Origin of the sequence: Polaromonas sp. AET17H-212 (assembly GCF_002379085.1) — a bacterium.
In the GTDB taxonomy this organism is placed as follows: Bacteria; Pseudomonadota; Gammaproteobacteria; order Burkholderiales; family Burkholderiaceae_C; genus Polaromonas.
The window spans coordinates 358,538-381,822 of the sequence record NZ_NBZW01000002.1 but is presented as its reverse complement, the minus strand read 5'-3'; the positions used below and the strand labels follow the sequence as shown (position 1 = coordinate 381,822).

The 23,285-nt window shown below is 65.2% G+C and carries 21 protein-coding genes; 8 read left to right on the top strand and 13 right to left on the bottom strand.

What is annotated here, in order from left to right; all coding sequences use genetic code 11:
• Positions 1 to 8 precede the first annotated feature (8 nt).
• The 7 genes from B7G53_RS04010 to msrA form a co-directional block, all read right to left on the bottom strand.
• Positions 9 to 719, bottom strand: coding sequence for an ABC transporter ATP-binding protein (locus B7G53_RS04010; protein ID WP_096663767.1), 711 nt, complete (start codon positions 717 to 719; stop codon positions 9 to 11).
• Positions 716 to 1,480: an ABC transporter ATP-binding protein gene (locus B7G53_RS04005; protein WP_096663764.1), complete on the bottom strand. Its 765-nt coding sequence runs from the start codon at positions 1,478 to 1,480 to the stop codon at positions 716 to 718. Before B7G53_RS04005 ends, B7G53_RS04010 begins: the two co-directional genes overlap by 4 nt.
• A complete protein-coding gene (locus B7G53_RS04000; protein WP_096663920.1) occupies positions 1,473 to 2,453 on the bottom strand; it encodes a branched-chain amino acid ABC transporter permease in 981 nt (326 codons plus the stop codon). Before B7G53_RS04000 ends, B7G53_RS04005 begins: the two co-directional genes overlap by 8 nt.
• A gap of 8 nt (positions 2,454 to 2,461) precedes the next feature.
• Positions 2,462 to 3,334 (bottom strand): branched-chain amino acid ABC transporter permease, encoded by an 873-nt coding sequence (locus B7G53_RS03995; protein WP_096663761.1) that lies wholly within the window; start codon positions 3,332 to 3,334, stop codon positions 2,462 to 2,464.
• 91 nt (positions 3,335 to 3,425) lie between these two features.
• A complete protein-coding gene (locus B7G53_RS03990) occupies positions 3,426 to 4,628 on the bottom strand; it encodes an ABC transporter substrate-binding protein (protein WP_096663758.1) in 1,203 nt (400 codons plus the stop codon).
• Between the two features lie 19 nt (positions 4,629 to 4,647).
• Positions 4,648 to 5,442, bottom strand: coding sequence for a GntR family transcriptional regulator (locus B7G53_RS03985; RefSeq protein WP_176491275.1), 795 nt, complete (start codon positions 5,440 to 5,442; stop codon positions 4,648 to 4,650).
• A gap of 239 nt (positions 5,443 to 5,681) precedes the next feature.
• Positions 5,682 to 6,242 carry a peptide-methionine (S)-S-oxide reductase MsrA gene (gene msrA, locus B7G53_RS03980; RefSeq protein WP_096663755.1) on the bottom strand — a complete coding sequence of 187 codons (561 nt, stop codon included), beginning with the start codon at positions 6,240 to 6,242 and terminating at the stop codon, positions 5,682 to 5,684.
• Positions 6,243 to 6,459: 217 nt separating this feature from the next.
• On the opposite strand from msrA, the gene B7G53_RS03975 reads away from it, so the two are divergent.
• The 7 genes from B7G53_RS03975 to B7G53_RS03945 all read left to right on the top strand — a co-directional run bounded on the left by B7G53_RS03975 (position 6,460) and on the right by B7G53_RS03945 (position 14,949).
• Positions 6,460 to 7,230, top strand: a complete 771-nt coding sequence (locus B7G53_RS03975; protein ID WP_255249901.1) for a YdcF family protein — start codon at positions 6,460 to 6,462, stop codon at positions 7,228 to 7,230.
• A gap of 112 nt (positions 7,231 to 7,342) precedes the next feature.
• The gene (locus tag B7G53_RS03970; RefSeq protein ID WP_096663752.1) at positions 7,343 to 8,029 is read left to right on the top strand and encodes a TetR/AcrR family transcriptional regulator; all 687 of its coding nucleotides are present in this window, start codon (positions 7,343 to 7,345) and stop codon (positions 8,027 to 8,029) included.
• Positions 8,026 to 9,225 carry an efflux RND transporter periplasmic adaptor subunit gene (locus tag B7G53_RS03965; RefSeq protein ID WP_096663749.1) on the top strand — a complete coding sequence of 400 codons (1,200 nt, stop codon included), beginning with the start codon at positions 8,026 to 8,028 and terminating at the stop codon, positions 9,223 to 9,225. Before B7G53_RS03970 ends, B7G53_RS03965 begins: the two co-directional genes overlap by 4 nt.
• Before the next feature lie 6 nt (positions 9,226 to 9,231).
• Positions 9,232 to 12,459: an efflux RND transporter permease subunit gene (locus B7G53_RS03960; protein WP_096663746.1), complete on the top strand. Its 3,228-nt coding sequence runs from the start codon at positions 9,232 to 9,234 to the stop codon at positions 12,457 to 12,459.
• 43 nt (positions 12,460 to 12,502) lie between these two features.
• Positions 12,503 to 13,186, top strand: coding sequence for a protein-L-isoaspartate O-methyltransferase family protein (locus B7G53_RS03955; protein ID WP_096663744.1), 684 nt, complete (start codon positions 12,503 to 12,505; stop codon positions 13,184 to 13,186).
• Positions 13,187 to 13,200: 14 nt separating this feature from the next.
• The gene (locus B7G53_RS03950; protein WP_096663741.1) at positions 13,201 to 13,557 is read left to right on the top strand and encodes a rhodanese-like domain-containing protein; all 357 of its coding nucleotides are present in this window, start codon (positions 13,201 to 13,203) and stop codon (positions 13,555 to 13,557) included.
• Positions 13,558 to 13,605: 48 nt separating this feature from the next.
• The gene (locus B7G53_RS03945) at positions 13,606 to 14,949 is read left to right on the top strand and encodes a TolC family outer membrane protein (RefSeq protein WP_096663738.1); all 1,344 of its coding nucleotides are present in this window, start codon (positions 13,606 to 13,608) and stop codon (positions 14,947 to 14,949) included.
• 230 nt (positions 14,950 to 15,179) lie between these two features.
• Here the strand turns inward: B7G53_RS03945 and B7G53_RS03940 are convergent, their stop codons facing one another.
• From B7G53_RS03940 to B7G53_RS03915, 6 genes are all read right to left on the bottom strand, one after another.
• On the bottom strand, positions 15,180 to 15,599 hold the full coding sequence (locus B7G53_RS03940; protein WP_217992583.1) for a YybH family protein: 420 nt from the start codon (positions 15,597 to 15,599) through the stop codon (positions 15,180 to 15,182).
• A 259-nt stretch (positions 15,600 to 15,858) separates the two neighbouring features.
• Positions 15,859 to 16,125, bottom strand: a complete 267-nt coding sequence (locus B7G53_RS03935; RefSeq protein WP_096663735.1) for a hypothetical protein — start codon at positions 16,123 to 16,125, stop codon at positions 15,859 to 15,861.
• 376 nt (positions 16,126 to 16,501) lie between these two features.
• The gene (locus tag B7G53_RS03930) at positions 16,502 to 17,722 is read right to left on the bottom strand and encodes a DNA alkylation repair protein (RefSeq protein WP_217992582.1); all 1,221 of its coding nucleotides are present in this window, start codon (positions 17,720 to 17,722) and stop codon (positions 16,502 to 16,504) included.
• A gap of 12 nt (positions 17,723 to 17,734) precedes the next feature.
• Positions 17,735 to 19,072, bottom strand: a complete 1,338-nt coding sequence (locus B7G53_RS03925; protein ID WP_096663732.1) for a 3-deoxy-D-manno-octulosonic acid transferase — start codon at positions 19,070 to 19,072, stop codon at positions 17,735 to 17,737.
• Positions 19,054 to 20,109: a lipopolysaccharide heptosyltransferase I gene (gene waaC / locus B7G53_RS03920; RefSeq protein WP_096663729.1), complete on the bottom strand. Its 1,056-nt coding sequence runs from the start codon at positions 20,107 to 20,109 to the stop codon at positions 19,054 to 19,056. Before waaC ends, B7G53_RS03925 begins: the two co-directional genes overlap by 19 nt.
• A gap of 12 nt (positions 20,110 to 20,121) precedes the next feature.
• Positions 20,122 to 21,579: a phosphomannomutase/phosphoglucomutase gene (locus B7G53_RS03915; RefSeq protein WP_096663726.1), complete on the bottom strand. Its 1,458-nt coding sequence runs from the start codon at positions 21,577 to 21,579 to the stop codon at positions 20,122 to 20,124.
• 112 nt (positions 21,580 to 21,691) lie between these two features.
• Here B7G53_RS03915 and B7G53_RS03910 point away from each other — a divergent pair, with 112 nt between their 5' ends.
• A complete protein-coding gene (locus B7G53_RS03910; RefSeq protein WP_096663723.1) occupies positions 21,692 to 23,269 on the top strand; it encodes a DNA-3-methyladenine glycosylase 2 family protein in 1,578 nt (525 codons plus the stop codon).
• Positions 23,270 to 23,285: the final 16 nt, after the last annotated feature.

The window sequence follows — 23,285 nt, the reverse complement described above, 5'->3', positions numbered from 1 at the left end:
AATAGGGATCAAAGGCCCAGGTAGGCGCGGCGCAACTCGTCGCTGCCGAGCAGGTCCGCCGGTTGGCCGGAAAAACGGATACCGCCGTTTTCCATGACATAGGCGCGGTCGGCGATTTCCAGCGACTGGCCGACGTTCTGCTCCACCAGCAGCACCGCCAGGCCGTCCTCGCGCAGCTTGCGGATCAGGCCGAACATCTCGTCCACCAGCAAGGGCGACAGCCCGAGCGAGGGCTCATCCAGAATCAGCAGGCGCGGTTCGGCCATCAGGCCGCGGCCGATCGCCAGCATCTGCTGCTCGCCGCCGCTCATGGTGCCGGCCAGCTGCGGCAGGCGCTCCCGGAGGCGGGGGAAAATGCCGAAGACCTTCTCGAGGTTGCTGGCGCGGCGCTCACGCGCACGCGTGAAGGAGCCGAGCTCGAGGTTTTCCAGCACGGTGAGGTTGGGGAACACCTTGCGCCCTTCCGGCACCTGGATCAGGCCGGCTTTCACCACCTCGCGGTAATGCGCGCGGCTCAGGTCCTGGCCGTCAAACAACACGCTGCCGGCCCAGGCCGGGTAGATGCCGCAGATCACGTTGTTCAGCGTGGACTTGCCGGCGCCGTTGCTGCCCAGCAGCGCCACGGTTTCGCCGGCCTGGACCGTCAGGTCCATGCCGCGCAGCACTTCGACCTGGCCGTAACCGCCGCGCAAGCCGCGGATTTCAAGCAATGCAGTCATGTCCTTGCTCCTGCCAGGGCGCCGGCACGCAGGCGCGCGGCCGTGCCGTGGCCCAGATAGGCCTCGACCACCTTCTCGTCGGCGGTGACCACGGCCGGTGTGCCCTGCGCAATCAGCTGGCCCTGGGCCAGCACCCAGACATGTTCTGCCAGGTTCATGACGGCCTGCATCACATGTTCGATCATGAGCACGGTGACGCCGCTTTGCGCGATGCCGCGCACCACCGGAATCATCTCGGCGATTTCCTGCGGGTTCAGGCCGGCCAGCACCTCGTCGAGCAGCAGCAGGCGCGGCCGCGTGGCGAGCGCCCGCGCGAGTTCCAGCCGCTTGCGACCGGCCACCGTCAGGTCGGACGCCGGCTTGTCGAGCAGGGCCGTCAAGCCGACGCGCGCGGCGACCTCTTCGGCCTGGCGCAACGCGCTGCGCCTGTCCTTGAGATGCAGGTGCGCACCGACGGCGATGTTCTCGCGCACGGTCTGCGTGGCAAACGGCTGCACGATCTGGAAGGTGCGCGTCATGCCCTGGCGCGCATTGAGGTGCGGCGCACGGCCGGTGATGTCCTGGCCGTCGAACACCACGCTTCCGCTGTCGGGCTTCAGGAAGCCGGACATCAGCGCAAACAGCGTGGTCTTGCCCGCACCGTTGGGGCCGATCAGGGCGGTCAGGCTGCCGCGGGGCACGTCCAGGCTCACGTTCTGCACGGCCTGCAGGCCGCCAAAGGACCGGGACAGGCCCTGGATGGAAAGCAGGGAATCAGCCACCGCGGCCTCCTTTCTTGTGTCCGCGCCCGCGCCACAGCGACCTGGCCGTCGCGCCGAGCCCGCCAATGCCACGCGGCATGAACATCACGATGGCCACCAGCACCACGCCATAAATCACCATGTTGATGCCGGGCAGCTCGCCGAACAGGTTGCGCGTGATGTCGGCCAGCACATGCAGCACCAGCGCACCCAGCACCGGGCCCCAGAGCGTGCCCAGGCCGCCGACGATGGCGGCGACCAATGCCTCGACCGAGGTGTGGGCGCCGTAGGCAATGCCGGGGTCGATGTACTGGAACACCTGCAGATAAAAAGCGCCGCCCGCCCCCATGAAGCCGCCCGACAGCGCAATCGCGCCGAGCTTGATGCCGAAGGGGCTGACGCCAATCGCGCGCGCCGCGTCCTCGTTGTCGCGCACCGCCTGCAGGTAGGCACCAAAACGCGAGTTCTTGAGCCACCAGCTCACCAGCAGCGCGGCCGCGACAAAGCCGAGCACGACGTAGATGTAGCCCTTGCGCGAGCCGAACTGCATGTTGGCAAAGGACTCCTGCAGCGGCAGCATCAGGCCGACGCCGGCGCCGGTAAACGGCACGGACAGGGCCAGGATGCGGAACACCTCGGCAAAGGCCAGCGTCACCAGCGCGAAATACGAACCCTTGAGGCCGTAGCGAAACGACAGCGCGCCGACAAAAACACCAACCCCGGCGCTGCCGGCCACCGCCAGGCCCAGCGCCAGCCAGGCATTGAGCCCGCCCTGCAGCTGGGCGATGGCCTGGATGTAGGCGCCGGTGCCGAAGAACAGCGCGTGGCCAAACGAGAACTGCCCGCCAAAACCGCCCAGGATGTTCCAGGCCTGGGCCAGCAGGGCCGCATACAGCGCCATCATCACGAAGTTCAGGATCACGCCAGAATCCGTCACCAGCGGAATGCTGGCGACCAGCGCCACAAACAGCACAATGCCGGTCAGATCTTTCATGCTGCTGCTCATGCCTTGGCTCCAAACAGGCCCTGCGGGCGAAACAGCAGCACCGCAATGAAGATGGCAAAAATGCCGATCTGTCCGAGCGACTCACCGAGGTACAAACCGCCCAGCGACTCGACCACGCCGATCAGCAGGCCGCCGAGCAAGGCGCCGCCAAAGCTGCCCATGCCGCCCAGCACCACGATGGTGAAGGACACCAGCACAAAGCCGCCGCCGACCTGCGGGTTCACGTAATAGGCCGGCAGCAGGAAACAGGCGGCAGCGCCCAGGCAGGCCAGGCCGATGCCGAAACTCATGGCATAGACATGGTCGACGTCGATGCCCATGAGCTTGGCACCGTGTTTTTCCTTGGCGACCGCGCGGATGGCACGGCCCAGATCGGTCTTGCCGACAATCCACAGCAGCAGGCCGGACACCGCGAGCGCGCCGGCAAAGGCCACCAGCTTGGGCAGCGCGATCATGGCCGGGCCGATCGCCACGGTGGTCAGCGTGTAGGCGGTGTCGATGGTGCGCGTGTCGGACTTGAAGAACAGCAGGGCCGCGTTCTCCAGGATGATGGACAGGCCCAAGGTCACGAGCAGGATGTTTTCGTCCTTGCCATGGCTGGCGCGGTTGATGATCAGGCGCTGCAGCGCGTAACCAAGCACAAACATGCCGGGCACGACCAGCGGCAGCGCCAGGTAGGGGTCTATGCCCAGATGCTGCTTGAGCATGTAGACGGCATACAGCGCGATCATCAGGGCCGCTCCGTGGGCAAAGTTGATGATGTGCAGCACACCGTAGATCAGGGTCAGGCCCAGCGCGATCAGCGCATAGACCGCGCCCGTGGTCACGCCATTGAGCAGGGAGGGAAAAAGGATGCTGAGGTCAAACATGGGTCACACAGGAAAGTGGCGCGGCCGCTGGCACCGGGCCCGGCCAGGCGCATGAAGGCGCTGGCGCAGGCACGGTGCGAACGGTGCTTTTTCAGGCCCGCAGCGGGAACAGGGGATCGGCTTCGCGGTAGTCGCGCGGGATGATGACCTTGATGTCGTTCTTCAGGACCTGCGTCATCAGCGGCTGGGCGCCCATGTTCTGTCCGTTGACGAATTTGGTCGCACCGTAGGGCATGATGTGATCGGAGAAAGTGCTGTTCTGCAGCGCGTTGATGATGGCCGCGCGGTCGGCTGACTTGGCCTTGTCGATGGCATCGGCCAGCAGGCGCATCGAGGTGTAGGTCATGAACACCTCGTAACTGAAGAACAGGCCCTGGGCCTCGACCCGCTTCTTGAGCTCGGCCGAGCGCTTGTCCTTGGGGTTGAACCAGTGGTTGCAGTCGATGATGCCGTTGGCCGCGTCCGGAAATTCCTTGACGAACTTGTAGCTCGACGCCGCGCCGCCGAGCACCGAATAAATCGCCTTGGGGCTGACTTTCTGCTGCTGCATGGTGCGCACCAGCAGCGCGTACTCGTTGTAGTAGTTGGCCGGGATCACGATGTCGGGATTGACCGCCTTCATGCGCAGCACGATGTTGTTGAAGTCGCGCGTCGGGTTCGCGTGTTTGATCACTTCCTTGACCTCGTAGCCGTAGCCGGGCAGCTCGCGCGCCAGCAGGTTGGCGGTGCCGGTGCCGAACAGCGACTCTTCGTGAACAATCATCACGGTTTTGGCGGGCTTGCCGGCGGCGGTGTTGAGCACATGCAGGTTGGCCACGGCGGTCTCGGCGCACTTGCGGTAGCCGGGGCCGAAGCGGAAGGTGTTTTTCAGGCCGCGCTCGACGATCTGGTCGGCCACGCCGACATCGACCACGTGCGGCAGGTTGTATTTGGCGGCCGCCTGGGTGGTGGCCAGGCAGATCGCCGAGGCAAAAGCGCCGACAACAGCGGACACACCCGCTTCATTCATTTTTTCAACCTCGGCAACGCCGGCCTGCGGCTGGGACTGCGCGTCACCGAGCAGCGCCTCGAGCTTGGCACCACCCATGGACTTGATGCCGCCGGCCTTGTTGATGTCCTCAATCGCCATCAGCGCGCCCAGGCGGCACTGCTGGCCCGAATAAGCCAGCGCGCCGGTCACGGGGTGCAGCACACCGACCTTGATGGTCTTGGGCTGCGCGCCCCCGACCAGGGGAAACGCCAGAGCCGAAGCGGCCGCAGCAGATTGGGACATGAAATGGCGACGGGTACTCATGGCATTCTCCTAAAGTGGATTAATGGAACTTGGCGGACAACTCTTTGCTGACCCACACCTTGGCATCGATGCTGCCAACGCGCGACAACTGCATTTCATACTCGTACCTGTCCGGGCGGTACAAACCATGCAACCATTGAATCGGACGGTCCTGGTCGTCGTAGACCAGGCGGCGCACGGCCAGCAGGGCCGAGCCGACCGCGACGTCCAGATGTTGGGCCACCATGACATCTGCCAGCCGCGCGGATATGGTCTGGTGGGCACGGCCGACCTTGACCCCGGACTCTTCGAGCAGAACGAGAATCGGTTTTCTGGCCAGCTCGCGCCGCCCGAACTTGCGGGCGATGTCGGCCGGCACATACGTCGTGATGTGGGACACCGGGCCTTCCCGTGTGCTGCGCACCCGGATCGCTTTCTGCACCGGGTCGCCCGCCTTGAGTTGCAGGGCATTGGCGACGCTGGCGGACGCGGTGACCAGCTCCACCTCCAGCACGTTGACCGAGGTTTTCAGCCCCATGCTGACCAGGTTTTCCAGCAGGCCGGTGAGCTGGGCCCGCTGCCCGGCCTGGCCGTGCGGTGCGGCCTGCGAGGCGCCAAGGTCCAGGGCCCGCGTGCCACGACCCGGCTCGCGCGAGATCAAGCCCTCGGACGCCAGTTGCTCCAGCGCCCGGCGCACCGTGACACGCGCCACGCCGAACTGCTGCATCAGCGCCAACTCGCCGGGAAATCCGTCGGCAAACCGGCCTTCATGCAACTGCTCGCGGAGCACCAGATAGATCTGGTGGTACTTCGTCATGGGCAATGCGGGTGACATGTGCCGATGGTAGGAACAGTCCTATTGTTCTGTCAATAGGACATTTGCATCGTCAAGCCAACCAAGGGTTTCCCCGCACCATGCAGCATTAAACCGCACCAGATGCGGGCGCCGCGCACCAGAACCGGCATCAAAACAGGCCTCGGAACCGGCGCCGGTCCGGCCTCCCCCACGCCGCGCCTGCTCCTTTGCGCCAGAGCCAAGCGCGCGACGACCTCGGGCCGCGCCGCCGGCCTCCCTCAGCTTTTGGCGTACTCCGAAAACGTCTTGCGGAACTTGGCGACCTTGGGACTGGCCACCGCCATGCAGTAGCCCTGGTTCGGGTTTTTCTCGAAGAAGTCCTGGTGGTACTCTTCGGCCGGCCAGTAGTTGGCCACCGGCAGCACCTCGGTGACGACCGGTTTGCCGAACAGCTTTTGCGCGTTCAGTTCATGGACCATGTCCTCGGCCACCTGCTTCTGCTCGGGCGTCGAGTAATAGATGCCGCTGCGGTACTGCGTGCCGCTGTCGTTGCCCTGGCGGTTCAGCGTGGTCGGGTCGTGGATCACGAAGAAAATTTCAAGAATCGCCCGCAGGCTGATCTGTGCCGGGTCATAGACCAGCTTAACGACCTCGTTGTGGCCGGTGGTGCCGGTGCACACCTGTTCATAGCTGGGCTGGCTGACATGGCCGTTGCTGTAGCCCGACTCGACGTCCACGATGCCGCGCACCTGCACAAACACCGCTTCGGTGCACCAGAAGCAGCCGCCGCCCAGCGTGATGGTCTGCAGGCTGGTGCCGCTTGATGGGTCTTGGGTCATGGGTCATCCTTGTTTGGTTACGATCGGTCAGTTCCGGCTTGTGTTGGCGGCCTGACCGAATGGTAGTGAATTCAGGCGTTGATCATCCGGCAAACCGGAAAACCCTGGGGCCGTCCTGCCGCCGACCCCGCCCCTGTCTCCCGAAGCTCATGAGTCCAATCGGCCGCCAGCCCTTTCTGCACCTGCGCAAGCAGCTATTTATTTGAGAGCATTCTGAATGATGTCCCTGGGTGAACTCAAGCCGATTCTCGCCACGCTGGTGCTGCCGCCCGCGGCGCCCCTGCTGCTGGTCCTGCTGGGCCTGTTGCTGGCCCTCCGCAAAAAGGCGCTTGGCCTGCTGCTGGCCTTTGCCGGTCTGGCCCTGCTCTGGCTCCTGAGCTGCCACGCGGTCGCCGTGTGGCTGGCGCAGAGCATCCTGCCGCAGCACACGCCGGTGACGGCGGCCACGCTGAAAAGCAGCGGTGTGCAGGCGATTGTGGTGCTGGGCGGCGGCGTGCATCCGGTGGCGCCGGAGTATGGCGAGGCGCAGTCCTCCGCCGCCGCGGCCATGCGCCTGCGTTACGGCGCCTGGCTGGCGCGCCAGACCGGCCTGCCGGTGGCGTTTGCCGGCGGCATGGGCTGGGGCGCGGCGGATGCACAAGTTCTGTCGGAAGGCGAAGTCGCACGCCGCATGGCCGAGCAGGACTATGGCCTGAAGCTGCGCTGGGTCGACGACCGGTCACGCGACACGGCGGAAAACGCCAGCCTGCTCAGGCCGCTGCTGCAAAAGGACGGCGTGCAGCGGATCGCGCTGGTCACCCATGCCTGGCACATGCCGCGTTCGGTGCTGGCGTTCGAGCGCGCCGGCTTCGCGGTGACCGCGGCGCCCATGGGTTTCATGCTGCCCAGCCGCAACGGCGTGCTGGAATGGCTGCCATCGTCCGATGGGCTGGACGCGTCACGGCTGGTGCTCAAGGAGTGGCTGGCCCTGCGCATTGCCCGGCCTTGATCTGCCGCAAGCTTTACCGAACCTTCACCTGCCCGTGCCCGGATAAAGTGGGCAGGTCCCTTGACGGACCGGGAGCAAGGCACTACATTACTAACCAGTCAGTCAGTAACTCATGTCCATCTCCAGATTCCTCAGCGATACCACCGCCACGCTCTCGGCCAAACGCGAGCGGCGCAAGGAAGCGCGCCCCGGCGAACTGCTGGACGCCGCGCTCGACCTGTTTGTCGAAAAAGGTTTTGCCGCGACCCGCGCCGAAGAGGTGGCCGCCCGCGCCGGCGTTTCCAAGGGCACGCTGTTCCTGTATTTTCAGAGCAAGGAAGAACTGCTCAAGGCCGTGGTGCGCGAAAACATCTCGGGCCGCTTCAAGGAGTGGAACGACGAGTTCGAACGTTTTGAAGGCACGGCCGCCGAAATGCTGGCCTACTGCATGACGGTGTGGTGGGAACGCGTGGGCGCCACCCGGGCCTCAGGCATCACCAAACTGATGATGAGCGAAGCCGGCAATTTCCCGGAAATCACCGCCTTCTATCAACAGGAAGTCATCCTGCCCGGCCAGGCGCTGATTCGCCGCATCATGCAGCGCGGCATCGACCGCGGCGAATTCCGGCCGATGGACCTGGACTACGCCATCTACAGCGTGGTTGCACCCATGATTTTCCTGATTCTGGCCAAACATTCCGCGGCCACCTGCGCCGACCCCAGCCTGCCGGGCAACGCCACCAAATACATCGCCACCCAGGTCGACACCATCCTCCACGGGATCTGCGTGGCGCCCGCCACCGCCAAGGCGAAAAAATGAAACCCTGGATCAAATGGGCCATCGCCCTCCTCCTCTTGCTGCTGCTGGCCACGGCCGTGTGGGGCACGCTGTCGGCACGCAAAAAACAGCAGCAGGCGCTGGCCGATGCCACGGCGGCCAAGGCGCAGACCGTGGTCGAACTGGCCGCCACCGATGTGTTCCAGGCCAAAACCGTGGAGCTCAGCCAGGGCCTGCCGGTGTCCGGTTCGCTCAAGGCCGTCAACTCGGCCTTCGTCAAGACGCGGGTGGCCGGCGAACTGCAGGGCCTGACGGTGCGCGAAGGCGACACCGTCAAGGCCGGGCAGGTGCTGGCACGCATCGACGCCAGCGAGTACCAGTCGCGCATGCGGCAGGCGCAGGAGCAGGCCGATTCGGCCAAAGCACAAATCGACATCGTGCAGCGGCAGTACGACAACAACCAGGCCCTGGTCAACCAGGGGTTCATTTCCAAAACGGCGCTCGACGCCTCGCTGGCCAACCTCAACGCGGCCAAAGCCAACCACCGGGCCGCCCTCGCCGCGGCCGAGGTGGCCAGGAAATCGCTGGACGACACGGTGCTGCGCGCGCCCCTGTCGGGCCAGGTCGCGCAGCGCCTGGCCCAGCCCGGGGAACGCCTCGGGGTGGACGTGCGGGTGCTGGAAATTGTCGACCTGAGCCGGCTTGAAATGGAAGCCAGCCTGAGCGCGGCCGATGCGCTGACGGTGCGCCCCGGCCAGAGCGCCGTGCTGCAGATCGAAGGCAGCGCGCAAACCGTCAAGGCGACGGTGGCACGCATCAACCCCAGCGCCCAGGGCGGCAGCCGCAGCGTGCTGGTGTACCTGGGCATCGACAACACGGCCACACCCCTGGGCCTGCGCCAGGGCCTGTTTGCACAGGGCACGCTGGGCACGACGCGCATGCAGGCCCTGGCCGTGCCGCTGAGCGCCGTGCGCACCGACAAACCCGCGCCGTATGTGCAGGTGGTGGACAACAACCGGGTCGTGCACAAGCCGGTGGAGCTGGGCCTGCGCGGCAGCAGCGCCACCGACGCGGGCCAGGGCACCCTGGTGGCCGTCAAGGGGCTGGCGGAAAACGCCGTGGTGATCGCCGGCGCGGTGGGTGCCTTGCGCGAGGGCACGGCGGTGAAGTTCACGCAGGCGCCCGCCTGGACCCAGGCCGCACCCGCTGCGCCAGCCTCCGCCAAAACCGCGCCGTAAGCTGGTATGTGGTTCACGCAGGTCAGCCTGAAAAATCCGGTCTTCGCGACCATGGTCATGCTCGCCATCGTGGTGCTGGGCCTGTTCTCCTACCAGCGCCTGCAGGTCGACCAGTTTCCGAACATCGACTTTCCGGTGGTGGTGGTCACCACCGAATACCCCGGCGCTTCGCCCGAGATCGTCGAGAGCGAAGTCACCAAGAAAATCGAGGAAGGCGTCAACTCGATTGCCGGCATCAACGCCCTGACCTCGCGCAGCTACGAAGGCCAGTCGGTCGTCATCATCGAATTCCAGCTGCAGATCGACGGCCGCAAGGCTGCAGAAGACGTGCGCGAAAAAATTGCCTCGCTGCGTCCGCTGCTGCGTGACGAGGTCAAGGAGCCGCGCGTGTTGCGTTTCGACCCGGCCAACCGCGCCATCTGGTCGGTCGCCGTGTTGCCCATGGCGGCAAGCGCAGATGGCAAAGCGCCGGCAGTAGTTGGCGCAGCGGCCCTGCCCACCGCGGTCGAACTGACCAACTGGGCCGACCAGGTGCTCAAGAAACGGCTGGAAAACGTGCGCGGCGTCGGCTCGGTCAGCCTGGTGGGCGGCAGCAAGCGTGAAATCAACATCTACCTGAACCCGCAGGCCATGGAAGCCCTGGGCATCACGGCCGACCAGGTGGCAAGCGCCGTGCGCAGCGAAAACCAGGACCTGCCGGTGGGCGCCATCCGCTCGCTGGCGCAGGAACGCGTCGTGAAGATCGACGCCCGCATGAAACGGCCCGAAGACTTCGGCAAGATCATCGTGGCGCGCAAGGTGTCCGCCGCCGGCGCGGGCAGCACCGTCACCGTGGAGCAGGTCGCCACCATCCGCGACGGCTCGCAGGAGATCGACAGCCTGGCGCTGTACAACGGCCAGCGCACGCTGCTGCTGACCGTGCAGAAGGCCCAGGGCGAGAACACCATTGCGGTGGTGGACGGGCTGAACAAGGCGCTCAAGGAGCTGGAGGCCCAGCTTCCGCCCGGCACGCGGCTGGAGCCGATTGGCGACGGCTCGCGGCCCATCCGGGTGGCGGTTGAAAACGTGCGCCGCACGCTGATCGAAGGCGCGCTGCTGACCATCCTGATCGTCTTCCTGTTCCTGAACTCGTGGCGCTCCACGGTGATCACCGGCCTGACGCTGCCGATCTCCATCATCGGCACGTTTTTGTTCATGAACCTGTTCGGCTTCACCATCAACATGATCACGCTGATGGCGCTGAGCCTGTGTGTGGGCCTGCTGATCGACGATGCGATTGTGGTGCGCGAGAACATCGTGCGCCATGTGCAGATGGGCAAGCTGCCCTACCAGGCCGCGATGGAGGGCACGCAGGAAATCGGCCTCGCGGTGCTGGCCACCACGTTTTCCATCGTGGCGGTGTTCCTGCCCATCGGTTTCATGGGCGGCATCATCGGCAAGTTCTTCCACGAGTTCGGCGTCACCATCGTGGCGGCGGTGCTGATCTCGATGTTTGTCAGCTTCACGCTGGACCCGATGCTGTCGAGCATCTGGCACGACCCGAGCATTCATGCGCACGGCCAGCACGGCAAGCCGGTCACGTTTTACGACCGGACCATAGGCCGGGTGACCGGCTGGTTCGAACGCGCCACCGACTCGCTGGCCGAGACCTACCAGCGCATCCTGCGTTGGGCCCTGGGCCACCGGCTGGCCACCGTGGGCCTGGCCCTGGCGATTTTTGTCACCAGTGTTTTCATGGTGCCCCTGCTCGGCACCGAGTTTGTGCCCAAGGCCGACTTCTCGGAAACCTCGCTCAACTTCTACACGCCGGTGGGTTCGTCGCTGGAGGCGACCGAGGCCAAGACGCGGCAGGTCGAAACCATTCTGCGCGAATTCCCCGAAGTGAAGTACACGCTGTCGACCATCAACACCGGCAGTGCGCAAGGCAAGATGTACGCCAGCATCTACGTGCGCCTGGTGGACCGCAAGGCCAGGAGCCGCAACGTGGACGAGATGTCCGGTGTGCTGCGCGAGCGCCTCAAGCAGGTGCCCGGCATCACCGTCACCCACGTCGGCCTGCTCGACGCTGTGGGCGGCAACAAGCAGGTGGAGTTCTCGCTGCAGGGCGCCGACCTGAAGGAGCTGGAGCGCCTGACCGGCCTGGTGATGGCCAAAATCAACGGCATCCCCGGCCTGGTGGACCTGGACTCCAGCCTCAAGGCTGACAAACCGACCCTCGAGGTGGACGTCAAGCGTGATGCCGCGTCCGACCTCGGCCTGTCGGTGGCGCAGATCGCGGCCTCGCTGCGCACGCTGGTGGCCGGGCAAACGGTGGGCAACTGGCGCGCACCCGACGACCAGACCTACGACGTGAATGTCCGGCTTGCACCCGATTCCCGCAACGCAGCGCAGGACCTGGAGCGCCTGCCCTTCATCAGCAGCGTCATCGGCAGCAACCCCGACGGCTCGGCCCGCACGGTGCGCCTGAGCCAGGTGGCCACGGTGAAGGAGGCCACCGGCCCGAACCAGATCAACCGGCGCGACCTGACACGCGAAGTCGCCATCAATGCCAACGTCTACAACCGCTCGGCCGGCGAGGTCTCCACCGACATCCGCAAGGCGCTCGACAGCATCAGCTTTCCGCCCGGCTACCGCTACCAGTTTGGCGGCTCGACGAAAAACATGGCCGAGTCCTTTGGATATGCGATCTCGGCGCTGGTGCTGGCGATTTTGTTCATCTACATGATCCTGGCCAGCCAGTTCAAGAGCTTTCTGCAGCCCATGGCCCTGATGACCTCGCTGCCGCTCACGCTGATCGGCGTGGTGCTGGCGCTGCTGCTGTTCCGCTCGACGCTGTCGATGTTTTCCATCATCGGCGTGGTGATGCTGATGGGGCTGGTCACCAAAAACGCGATCCTGCTGGTCGATTTTGCGATCCGCATGCGCGATGAAGGCATGGAACGCAGTGAAGCCCTGCTGACGGCTGCGCGCGTGCGCCTGCGCCCGATTTTGATGACCACGCTGGCCATGATCTTCGGCATGGTGCCGCTGGCCTTTGCCTTGACCGAGGGTTCCGAGCAGCGCGCGCCCATGGGCCAGGCCGTGATTGGCGGGGTGATTACCTCCTCCTTGCTGACGCTGGTGGTGGTGCCGGTGACCTATTGCTACCTGGATGACCTGGCGCAATGGTTCAAACGAATCTTCACCGGCCGGCGCGCCCTGCCCGCCCCTGTGGCTGCCTCCCAACTAAAATGATGGGTTTTCCCCGACCGTCTCACCGCTTATTACAGGCCACACCATGAACTACGAACAAGCCCGTTTCAACATGATCGAGCAGCAAATCCGCCCCTGGGAAGTGCTGGACAGCCAGGTTCTTTCCCTGCTGGCCGTGGTCAAGCGCGAGGACTTTGTGCCGCCCGCGATGCGCGCCCTGGCTTTTGTCGACATGGAGATCCCGCTGGGCGCCAAACCCGGCCAGTGCATGCTGGCGCCCAAGGTCGAGGCACGCATCCTGCAGGACCTGGCCGTGCAAAAACATGAAAAAGTGCTCGAAATCGGCGCCGGCTCGGGTTACATGGCCGCCCTGCTGGCGCACCGCGCCCAGCAGGTCATCACGCTCGAGATCGACCCCGACCTGGCCCAACTGGCCCGGGACAACCTGAAAAAAGCCGGCGTCTACAACGCTGAAGTGCGCACCGGCGACGGCGCCGCCAAACTCGGCCAGGCGGTCTCCGGCAGCGACCCGCTGAGCGGCCCCTTCGACGTGATCGTGCTCAGCGGCTCGGTCGCCGAGGTGCCGCCCGCGCTGCTGGCGATGCTGAAAATCGGTGGCCGGCTCAGCGCCATCGTGGGTTTTGAGCCCGTCATGTGTGCCACGCTGGTCACCCGCGTCGGTGACGCCGCCTTCCGCACCGAGCAGGGCTGGGACACGGTTGCGCCGCGCCTGCTCAACTTCCCTGAACCGTCCAAATTCAACTTTTAAACCGAGCCGTCCCGATGATTGACCAACTGTCCCCTGCCGACTTCACCGCCTGGCTTGCCAGCCTTCCGGCCGGCGGCCCCGCACCCATCGTGCTTGATGTGCGCGAGCCGTGGGAAGTGCAGACGGCGTCGGTCAAGGAAGACGGTTTCAGGCTGCTGCACATTCCGATGCGCGCCGTCCCCGCGCGGATCTTTGATCTCAAGGAAGAACTGCCGGCCGACCAGCCGGTGGCCTGCCTGTGCCACCACGGCGCGCGCAGCCAGCAGGTGGCCAGCTTCCTGGCGCAAAACGGCTTCACGCAGGTGGTCAACCTGCAGGGCGGCATCAACGCATGGTCCGAGCAGCGCGATGCCTCCGTCCCGCGCTACTGACCCTTGGCCTGCCCTCTTTACCGACTTCACATCTCATCAGGACACCCCATGAAAACGCTCTTGAAAAAACCGGCCCTGTTGCCCCTGTCGCTTGCGTTAAGTGCCGTGCTGGCGGCTTTTGCGCCAGCCGTCCAGGCGCAGAACCTGGTGGAGCTGTACCGTTCGGCGCGCGAGTACGACGCGTCCTACCAGTCGGCACGCGCGCAGTACGAGGCCAACCTGGCCAAGGCCGAGCAGGCCAAGGCCGGCATTTTGCCAACCGCCGGGCTGTCGCTGGGAGCGTCGCGCACCAATTTTGAAAACACCAACCCGGTCGTTGACCGCAACTTCCCGACGCAGACGGCCTCGCTGAACGCCTCGCAGCCGCTGTACCGGCCCGGCAACTGGGCCACCTACGAACAGGGCAAACAGCAAGTGGTGCTGTCCAGGGCTCAGCTCGAGGCCGCCGAACAGGACCTGATCGTGCGCACCAGCCAGGCCTATTTCGATGTGCTGGCCGCGCAGGACACACTGGCTTTTGTCCGGGCGCAAAAGGCCGCGGTGGGTGAACAGCTGGCTTCGGCCAAACGCAACTTCGAGGTCGGCACCTCCACCATCACCGACTCGCGCGAGGCGCAGGCGCGTTTCGACCTGGTGACCGCCCAGGAAATTGCCGCCGAAAACGACTTGCGCGTCAAGAAGATCGCCCTCGACCAGCTGGTCGGCAAGACCGACGCCCAGCCCAAAGGCCTGCTGGTGCCCGTCGAGCTGCCGCCGCTGGTGCCCGCCGACGTGAACACCTGGGTCCGGCAGTCCGAGGACATGCACCCGACGGTGCGCCAGGCCCAGGCCAACCTGGAAGTCGCCAAGCTCGAAATCGACAAGGCCGAAGCCGGCCACAAGCCCACGCTGGACCTGACCGCCAGCTACGGCGTGCAACGCAACCCCCAGGGCAGCGCCACCAGCCCGCTGGACAACCGGAGCAACAGCACCACGGTCGGCCTGGCGCTGAACCTGCCGCTGTTTGCCGGCTTCGCCACGCAAAACCGCATCCGCGAAACGCTGTCACTTGAAGAAAAAGCCCGCACCGACCTCGAAGGCGCCAAACGCGGCGTCGCCCTGGGCACCCGCACCGCCTACTTCGGCGTGTTGTCGGGCCAGGGCCAGGTCAAGGCGCTGGAAGCCGCCGAAGCGTCCAGCCAGAGCGCGCTGGACGCCAACAAGCTGGGCTACCAGGTCGGCGTGCGCATCAACATCGACGTGCTCAACGCGCAAAGCCAGCTGTTCCAGACCAAGCGCGACCTGGCACAGGCGCGTTACAACGTGCTGATCGGTGGGTTGCGCTTGCGCCAGGCCAATGGCACGCTGACGCCGGAAGATTTGTTGCTGATCAATTCGCTGCTGGTGCAGTAGTCGGCATGAAGGGTCTTTGGGGCCCTGCGTCTTCTGCGCTGAAAGACGGAAGCTTAGACGGCTTGCCACAGAAGCAGCCGTTCGTGTGACACCAGGCGACGGCCTGCTTCAGACTGTTTGCTGCCTGTCAGGTCTACGAAAAGCGGACCTTCAACGCGTGGTTAGGCGCCTTCATCCTTGCGCACCTATCGGGCAATTGCCAATTACCTCCTGGCCTGCCCTGACGGGAGCTACAAGCGGCTGAGAACCTCCAGCATCGCCGGAGAAATATCGGTATGGTGATGGACTATCTTCCACGCTCCGGCTTCTTGCTGATAGATGTTCGTGACGCGATGCTCGATGCTGACCTGCTGCCCGGCAAGCTTGAGATGTCCCTGCTCGATGCCCGCTTCGTAGGCCACATCCCCCGCGACCTGGATGAGTTGATCTTTCAGTTCAATCTTCCCGTCTGAGGCCAGTTGAGCCACTTTCTCAAATGATTCCCTGACTGCATCCCAGCCGACTTCCCGGCCGCCGATCGGGTGCATAGCCGTCACGGCCGCGCTGTGCGACCAGATGTCTGCCAGTGGTCCGCCATCCCCATTGACCATGCGGTTCAACCCGGCGTAGAACTGCTTTGATGCGTTGCGAACTTCGTCTTCTGTTGACATGAACCATTCTCCTTTTACCAACGTTTGATCGGGCTTGCGGCCCGTTCTGAATCGCACCCGCAGCTGATGCCCGCACGATGGGCGAGAGTATCAACTCTCCTGGCTGATACGCAATTTCCTCTCTGGACGGCCGGCGACGGCCGGCGACGGCCACTGCACAGTTGTGATTCGACCGGCGCCTAAAACGCGGCAGCCGCCGGTTTGCCGGTGGCTGCCGGCTCGAACGAAGAGTTTTAGGTATTTCGCTGTAAATTGTCCATTAGCGCTCGAGGAAGTAGATATCTGGCTTGTCGACCACCCCAACTTCTTGCATTTTCTCGCGTAGGTCTGCGGACGCTGCAAACGCCTTCGCTCGATTGAGATCCTGCGTTTCAAAAAGGATAACAACTTCGTTGGCGTCGTCTGAATTGCGAAGTAGGTATTTCTCTGTGAGACCTGCTTCGGTGCGTTTTGGCTGGTGAGCGTCGTAACCAGTCTTCCAAGTCTTGAAGTCCCTGACTTTGTGCCTGATCAGCAAGAATGCCATGACTTACTCCTTTTGTAGCGAGTGTCAGCAGATTAGGGGCGTCTAGGCGTCGCTGACAAATGCCTAACGCGATGTAGACCGAACGCCGCTGAGGTAGATATCGGCAGCACATCATTAAAAACATGCGCAAACCCGAGCCTATCTTTAAACGTTTGCGAGCATAAATTTTGAATAAAAAATTAACCACACCAAGTTAAATCCTGAACCAATTAACGATGAAGCGCTTGATAAATGTCAAAGGAACGGAATGACTGGCAAATAGACAAAACGTAACGCCCGTCGCTTGAGTGACGGCAATCGCTGCGAAGCGGAAACTTGCGGCAGCATTTAGAAAGTCTGCAATGGGCTAATTGCCGACATCTAGTATCGAAAATAACTAACTATCAAAAAGACAATATTGTCGATAGCCAGCCCAGTTGCTCAACATGCCAGACAACCCTGACAGAGGTGCCAACAAGCCTTGAGCGCATCCATCACCATGCACAACAGCCACCAACTCAAACTCCCCCAGCGCCCTCGCCTGCCCGTTGAGCAGAACCTCCACCCGATGCAGCCCCGCATGGTGTTTGCGCGTGGTCATCTCCGCAGTGGACACCGTCTTGCTCAAGCGCACCGTTTCTTTCGGTGCCAGCCTCACCACCTTGAGCTTGAAGACCTTGGCACTGGTCTTGCCGCTGGCCTTGACGTAGTGGATGCAGAAGTCCACCAGCACGTCCTGCGGCTTTGCGCTGGTGTTGGACACATCAAACGCGATGTTGACCTTCTCGCCCATGGGCACACGCGCGGGCGTGATGCGGGCATTTGACACTTCGACCTTGGCGCTTTGGCCGAAGCCCAGCACCTCCAGTGCGCCGGCCTCGCCGCGCTTGACGGCTGAACGCAGCGCGTGCTGGACGATCCAGCGGCGCTCTTCGCTGGCGCCCTTGAGCCACTGCTTCGCGGTTTTCGCCAGCAGGTCCGGGTGGTCCTTGCCGATGTCGTTGAGGTTGTTGGCGACCGAACGGCGCACGTACAGCGCGGGGTCGTCCTTGAGCAGTTCCAGCAGTGCCAGCACCGGCGCCGGACTCTTCTGGAAGGCCGGCAGGCGGCTGGCCCAGGGCAGGCGCGGGCGTGTGCCTTCGGACACCAGCCGGCGCACATGTTCGCTCGGGTCGCTGGCCCACTGTTTCAGGCGTGCCAGCGTGGCGGCTTCGTGCTGTTGCAGAAAGGCGCGGATGCTGAACTCGGCGGTGAAGCGCTGCGTCAGCGCATGTTGCGCGCGCATCGACGCCTCAAAATGATCGAGGCCGAACTCCGCCACAAACATCGTGTGCGGCAGGTACAGTAAAGCGCCCAGGGTCAGCCCCGCATCGCGCCCGTGGGGCTGGTCCAGCGAGGCCAGCAGAATCTCCAGGGCTTTCGGGTAGTCCGGCGGCAGGTGCCGCTGCAGGGCGCGCGCGATGTGTTTGCCGCGTGGCATCAGGGCCAGCGTGTCATAGCCCTGGAGTACGTCACGCATGAATTTCTTGGCCTCGAAGGCCGGGTGCACCGCGGTGATCATGCGGGCAATCGCCTGGGGCACATCGGCGCCGTACTGGTTGACAAGCGGCTCTGCCATGCCTTCGGTCCTTCAGCTCTTCAGAAGTTGTTCCAGCGCATGCACCGTGTTGGCGGCCGCGCCGCGATGTTGTGCCGAAAACTGCCGGCCGGCGGCTGCGGCGGCCTGTTGTGCGGCGGGCCGGCGCAGCAGGGAGCGGGCGGCACGCACGGCTTCCGCCATGTCTGCAACCCGGCGCGCGGCACCGGCGGCTTCGGCGAGTTCGGCGACTTCGGCAAAGTTGAAGGTGTGCGGGCCCATGATGACGGGGCAGCCGCAGGCGGCCGCTTCGATCAGGTTCTGCCCGCCCAGCGGTGCGAAGCTGCCGCCCAGCAGGGCCACGTCGCTCAGGGCGTAATACAGCGCCATCTCGCCCAGCGAGTCGCCGAGCCAGACATCGGCGGCGGCTGGCGGCGCACCGTTCCAGCCGGAGCGGCGCGCCACCGTCAAGCCGTGTTTTTCAACCAGCGCCTGCACCTCGTCAAAACGCTGCGGATGGCGCGGCACGATCAGGATCTGGAAGTCGGCGTCGGTCGGCGCCGGCTCGCCATCTGCTCTCTTTTCAGGAGCTGGTGGCGTCCGTGTGGAAAGGGCCAGCGCCTTGATTTTCTCCAGAAAACTGTCTTCCTCGCCCTCGCGCGAGCTGGCCAGCATCAGCACCGGGCGGCCCAGTGCCTGGCGCCATTGCCGGCCCAGCGCCTGCTGCGCTGCGTCGGGGGCGGCGTCGAACTTGAGGTTGCCGAACACGGCGCGCACCGGCGCACCGAGCGCGCGCAGGCGCTGAGCATCGTTGTCGCTTTGGGCGTACACCGCCGCCAGCGCCGCATAGGCCGGCCGCGAGAGAAGTGCCATGCGCAGCGCCTGCTGCAGCGACTTGTCGGACAGGCGCGCGTTGACCAGCACCAGCGGCACGCCACGCGCCTGCGCGCAGGCCACGGTGTTGGGCCAGACCTCGGTTTCCAGCAGCAGGCCCAGGCGCGGCCGGAAGTGCGCGAAAAAGCGCGCCACGGCGGCCTGGCTGTCCCAGGGCTGCCAGACCTGCACGTCGCCCGCGCGCAGCAGGCCCGCGCCCTCGGCCCGGCCGGTGGCCGTGCCGTGGGTCAGCAGGATGCGCAGCCCGGGCCACTGCGCACGCAGGGCCGCCAGCAAAATGCCCGCGGTGCGGGTTTCTCCCAGCGACACGGCGTGCACCCACACCAGCTCGGAGGTGCTTTCGGCAGCCTGGGGGTAATGGCCGAAACGTTCCTCGATGGCGTCGAGGTAACCCGGCTCGACTAAGCCCCGCCTGCGCAGCTTGCGCCGCAGAAAAGGCTGGGCGGCCCACATCAGCAGTGAATACAGCTGGCGGACCATCAGGGAAGCGGCGCCCATTCGGACACCTGCGCCGGGAGCGGCTGGCAACTGAGCCAGGCGTCCCAGACCGCCTGCACCGACGGTGTAGGCCGGGCAAAAACGCTGAGCTGGCGCTGGGCACCTGAGCCCGCAGGCACCGGTAATGGCCCGGTGCGCCAGGCCGTGTCGAAGTTGTAGATCTGCACATGCGGCAGGTCGAGCGCAACGGCAATGTGGCTCAGGCCGCTGTCCACGCCGATGACGCCGACGCATTGCGCTAGGTGCTGCGTCAGCGCGTCGAGCGACAGGCGCGGCCACACGATGCCCCGATCTTCCGCACTACCGGCGTTCAAGCCCGCAGCAATGGCCTGACTGGTCGCCAGTTCGTCCGTGCTGCCGTGCGGCAAGGCAATGCGGTAGCCGTGCGCAATGAGCTGCCGGCCCAGCCTGACCCAGTTTTCCAGCGGCCACTGCTTGTCGGCGCGCGAGGTGCCGTGCACGAACGCTATTATTTCAGGAGCACCCTGCGCACGTTTCATATGGGCTGAAAGCACTTTTAATCCAAAATCCGGAACCGGCGGCAAGGCGTAGCCCAGGGCGCGCGCGCACAGCTCGCGTCCGCGTTGCATGGCATGGATGTGCGGCGCCATGGCAATCGCCACGTCGGCGACCCAGCGCGTCGGCGCCTCGTAGGCCGAACCCTCGGTCTGGTTGGCCAGCGCATAACGCTTGCCGCCCGGCGCCAGCCGGGCCAGGCGCGCCACCAGGGCGGACTTGGTCAGGCCCTGCAGGTCGATCACCGCGTCGTAGGGCTGGGCCTGCAGTTGCTTTTTGAAAGCGCCCCACTCGGCTCGCGTCGCCGACGCCAGCGGCGCTTTGCGCCAGCGGCGCAGCTCGCAGGGGATGACGTGCTGCAGATGCCCACTCGCCCGCAGCGGGGACAGCAGCGGCGCAAACGACCTTTCCACCACCCAGTCGATCTGCGCGCCGGGGCGCGCCGCCAGGATGTCCTGCACCACCGGCAAGGTGTGCACCACGTCGCCGAGCGACGAGAGTTTGACCAGGAGGATTCTCACTGCGCGGTGTGCTCAGTGCGCCGCCACCGCAAAACTCGCATCGGGCTTGACGCTGCGCAGCAGGCCCAGCATGTCGGCCTGGATACGCGCCAGCGCCTCCGGTGTGCGGCCTTCAAAACGCAGCACCAGCACCGGCGTGGTGTTGGAGGCACGAATCAGGCCGAAGCCGTCGGCCCAGTCGATGCGCACGCCATCAATCGTGGAAATTTTGGCGCCGGCGTTGAGGGCTTCGCGCAAGGCGCTGGCGCCCGAGGGATCGGGACCGGCCGGCGAGGGACCGGCATCGCGCATCGCCTCCATGGCCAGGGACACCAGCGCGTCCACCACGGTGTGCGGTTCGCCCTCGCGGCAGGCCACGTTGAGTTCGGGCGTGCTGAAGCTGGTGGGCAGGGCATTGAGCAGGGCCCCGGCGTCGGGCGCGCGGCTGACGATTTCCAGCAGGCGGGCGCCGGCATAGGTGCCGTCGTCAAAGCCGTACCAGCGCTCCTGGAAGAAGATGTGGCCGCTCATTTCGCCGCCCAGCGGCGAATTGACTTCCTTCATCTTCGCCTTGATCAGCGAGTGGCCGGTGCGGTACATCATGGGCACGCCGCCGGCGGCCTCGATTTCGGGCGCCAGGCGCTGCGAACACTTCACGTCGAACACAATGGCGCCGCCCGGCGCGCGTGACAACACATCGCGCGCAAACAGCATCATCTGGCGGTCGGGGTAGATGTTGTTGCCGTCGCGCGTGACGATGCCGAGCCGGTCGCCGTCGCCGTCAAAGGCCAGGCCCAGTTCGGCGCCGCCGGACTGCAGCGCGGTGATCAGGTCCTTGAGGTTTTCCGGCTTGCTCGGGTCGGGGTGGTGGTTCGGAAACGTGCCATCGACCTCGCTGAACAGCTCGGTCACCTCGCAGCCCAGCGCGCGGAAGATGCCGGGCGCCGAGGCCCCGGCAATGCCGTTGCCGGAGTCGATGACAATTTTCATGGGCCGTGTCAGCTTGATGTCGGCCACGATGCGGTCGCGGTAGGCCGCGAGCACATTGACGTTGGTGATGCGCCCCGTGCGGGCCGGTGCGACCCAGCCTTCGGCCTCCATGCTGCGGCGCAGGGCCTGGATGTCCTCGCCGTAAATGGCGCGGCCGGCCAGCACCATCTTGAAGCCGTTGTAGTCCTTCGGGTTGTGGCTGCCGGTGATCTGGATGCCGGAGCTGGCCAGCGTGCTGGCCGCGAAATACAGCATGGGCGTGGTGGCCATGCCGATGTCAACCACATCCACACCGCTGGCCACCAGGCCGCGCATCAGCGCCGCGCTCAGGGCCGGCCCGCTGAGGCGCCCGTCGCGTCCCACCGCCACCGTCTGTTCACCCTGGGCCAGGGCGATGCTGCCGAAAGCCCGGCCCAGGGCCTCGGCGACCGGTTCATTGACAGTAGAAGGCACCACGCCGCGGATGTCGTAAGCCTTGAAAATGGATGCGTCAAGCTGCATGGGGTGGGCACTCCTGGGGTTGCGAAACAGCGCCGATTGTAGGCGCCGGGCGCGCGCGGGAGATGTCCGAAAACGGCTAGTCAAAACCCGCCCGCCACGTATCATCGAGCCCATGACCCCGGATGCCACCCCACTCGCCGACGATGCCTGCTACCTCGCGCTGAAAGCGCGGGACGCCCGCTTTGACGGCCGCTTTTTTACAGGGGTGACCTCCACCGGCATTTACTGCCGGCCGGTCTGCAGCGTCAAAACGCCCAAACGCGAGAACTGCCGCTTCTTCGGCCATGCCGCCCAGGCCGAAAACGCGGGCTTCCGGCCCTGCCTGCGCTGCCGGCCGGAACTGGCGCCGCACTCGGTGGTCTGGTCGATCCAGGACGCCTCTTACATCCTGGCGCACCAGGCGGCCCGCCTGCTGGATGAACCCGAGGCCTGGACGGAAGCCGCACCGTCCGTCGAACTGCTGGCCGCCAAGCTGGGGGTCAGCGACCGCCACGTGCGGCGGATTTTCGAGACGCAGTTCGGCGTGTCGCCCCTGCAGTACCTGCAGACGCGCCGGCTGCTGACGGCCAAGCAGCTGCTGGCCGACACCGCCCTGCCCGTCACGCAGGTGGCGCTGATCAGCGGCTTCGCCAGCGTGCGGCGCTTCAACGCGGCCTTTGTCGGCCACTACGGCCTGAACCCGACGCAGATGCGGCGCCAGGGCGCCACCTCGCCGGACACCGGCATCACCGTCAGGCTCGGTTACCGCCCGCCCTACGACGTGGCGGCGATGACGGGTTTTTTCAGCAAACGCCAGATCAACGCTATCGAATTTGTAGCTGACGGCGCAGGCGGAATGGGGATGGGACGCACTTTTCGCGTTGAGTCTGGCGGCAAGGTGCACGCCGGCTGGATCCACGCCAGCTTCGACGAAAGCCGCTGCCACGTCGTGCTGCGCATCAGCGACTCGCTGCGCGAGGTGCTGCCGCTGGTGATACGGCGGCTGCGCGCCATGCTGGACCTCGACGCCGACCCGCAGGCCATCAACGCCGTGCTGCACGCCGGTTTTCCGGGCGGCGACGGCCTGCGCGTGCCCGGCGCGATGGACGGTTATGAACTGGCAGTGCGTGCGGTGCTGGGCCAGCAGATCACGGTGGCGGCGGCGCGCACATTGGCACAGCGCATGGTGGACAAGTTCGGCGAACCGATCGACACCCCCTGGCCCGCGCTGACGCGACTTTTTCCTGCCGCGGCGGTGCTGGCGCAGGCCAGCGGCGACGCGCTGGGCCAGCTCGGCATCGTCAAGCAGCGGCAGACCGCCATCGTCGGCATCGCCCAGGCGGTGGCCGACAAGCGCCTGCAACTGCACGGCGGCGCCGACGTCAACGCCACCATCGCCGCGCTGAAGGCCCTGCCCGGCATTGGCGACTGGACGGCGCAGTACATCGCGATGCGGGCGCTGCGCTGGCCCGACGCCTTTCCGGCCGGCGACGTGGCGCTGCACAAGGCGCTTGGCGTGCAGGGGCTGAAACACCCGGCCAGGGAAGCCGAGCTCGCCTCGCTGGCCTGGAAGCCCTGGCGCAGCTACGCCGTGATCCGGGCCTGGAGCGGTGCCATGCAGGCCACTCCTCCGCCAGATGCTACGCAATTGATAGCTGATGGCGACCGCACAGCAAGGGCTGGCGCCACAAAAAGCATACAACCCACCTGACACCTGCAAGCACACT

Excerpts from the sequence above, each read along its gene's own strand:
- B7G53_RS03925 (WP_096663732.1), bottom strand. The coding sequence starts at position 19,072 with ATGGGCGCCGCTTCCCTGATGGTCCGCCAGCTGTATTCACTGCTGATG.
- B7G53_RS04000 (WP_096663920.1), bottom strand. The coding sequence starts at position 2,453 with ATGAAAGATCTGACCGGCATTGTGCTGTTTGTGGCGCTGGTCGCCAGC.
- B7G53_RS03950 (WP_096663741.1), top strand. The coding sequence starts at position 13,201 with ATGATTGACCAACTGTCCCCTGCCGACTTCACCGCCTGGCTTGCCAGC.
- B7G53_RS03970 (WP_096663752.1), top strand. The coding sequence starts at position 7,343 with ATGTCCATCTCCAGATTCCTCAGCGATACCACCGCCACGCTCTCGGCC.
- B7G53_RS03960 (WP_096663746.1), top strand. The coding sequence starts at position 9,232 with ATGTGGTTCACGCAGGTCAGCCTGAAAAATCCGGTCTTCGCGACCATG.
- B7G53_RS03990 (WP_096663758.1), bottom strand. The coding sequence starts at position 4,628 with ATGAGTACCCGTCGCCATTTCATGTCCCAATCTGCTGCGGCCGCTTCG.
- B7G53_RS03945 (WP_096663738.1), top strand. The coding sequence starts at position 13,606 with ATGAAAACGCTCTTGAAAAAACCGGCCCTGTTGCCCCTGTCGCTTGCG.
- B7G53_RS03910 (WP_096663723.1), top strand. The coding sequence starts at position 21,692 with ATGACCCCGGATGCCACCCCACTCGCCGACGATGCCTGCTACCTCGCG.
- B7G53_RS03995 (WP_096663761.1), bottom strand. The coding sequence starts at position 3,334 with ATGTTTGACCTCAGCATCCTTTTTCCCTCCCTGCTCAATGGCGTGACC.
- B7G53_RS03985 (WP_176491275.1), bottom strand. The coding sequence starts at position 5,442 with ATGTCACCCGCATTGCCCATGACGAAGTACCACCAGATCTATCTGGTG.
- B7G53_RS03930 (WP_217992582.1), bottom strand. The coding sequence starts at position 17,722 with ATGGCAGAGCCGCTTGTCAACCAGTACGGCGCCGATGTGCCCCAGGCG.
- B7G53_RS03975 (WP_255249901.1), top strand. The coding sequence starts at position 6,460 with ATGATGTCCCTGGGTGAACTCAAGCCGATTCTCGCCACGCTGGTGCTG.
- B7G53_RS03955 (WP_096663744.1), top strand. The coding sequence starts at position 12,503 with ATGAACTACGAACAAGCCCGTTTCAACATGATCGAGCAGCAAATCCGC.
- B7G53_RS03940 (WP_217992583.1), bottom strand. The coding sequence starts at position 15,599 with ATGTCAACAGAAGACGAAGTTCGCAACGCATCAAAGCAGTTCTACGCC.
- msrA (WP_096663755.1), bottom strand. The coding sequence starts at position 6,242 with ATGACCCAAGACCCATCAAGCGGCACCAGCCTGCAGACCATCACGCTG.
- B7G53_RS03915 (WP_096663726.1), bottom strand. The coding sequence starts at position 21,579 with ATGCAGCTTGACGCATCCATTTTCAAGGCTTACGACATCCGCGGCGTG.
- B7G53_RS03965 (WP_096663749.1), top strand. The coding sequence starts at position 8,026 with ATGAAACCCTGGATCAAATGGGCCATCGCCCTCCTCCTCTTGCTGCTG.
- B7G53_RS03935 (WP_096663735.1), bottom strand. The coding sequence starts at position 16,125 with ATGGCATTCTTGCTGATCAGGCACAAAGTCAGGGACTTCAAGACTTGG.
- B7G53_RS04010 (WP_096663767.1), bottom strand. The coding sequence starts at position 719 with ATGACTGCATTGCTTGAAATCCGCGGCTTGCGCGGCGGTTACGGCCAG.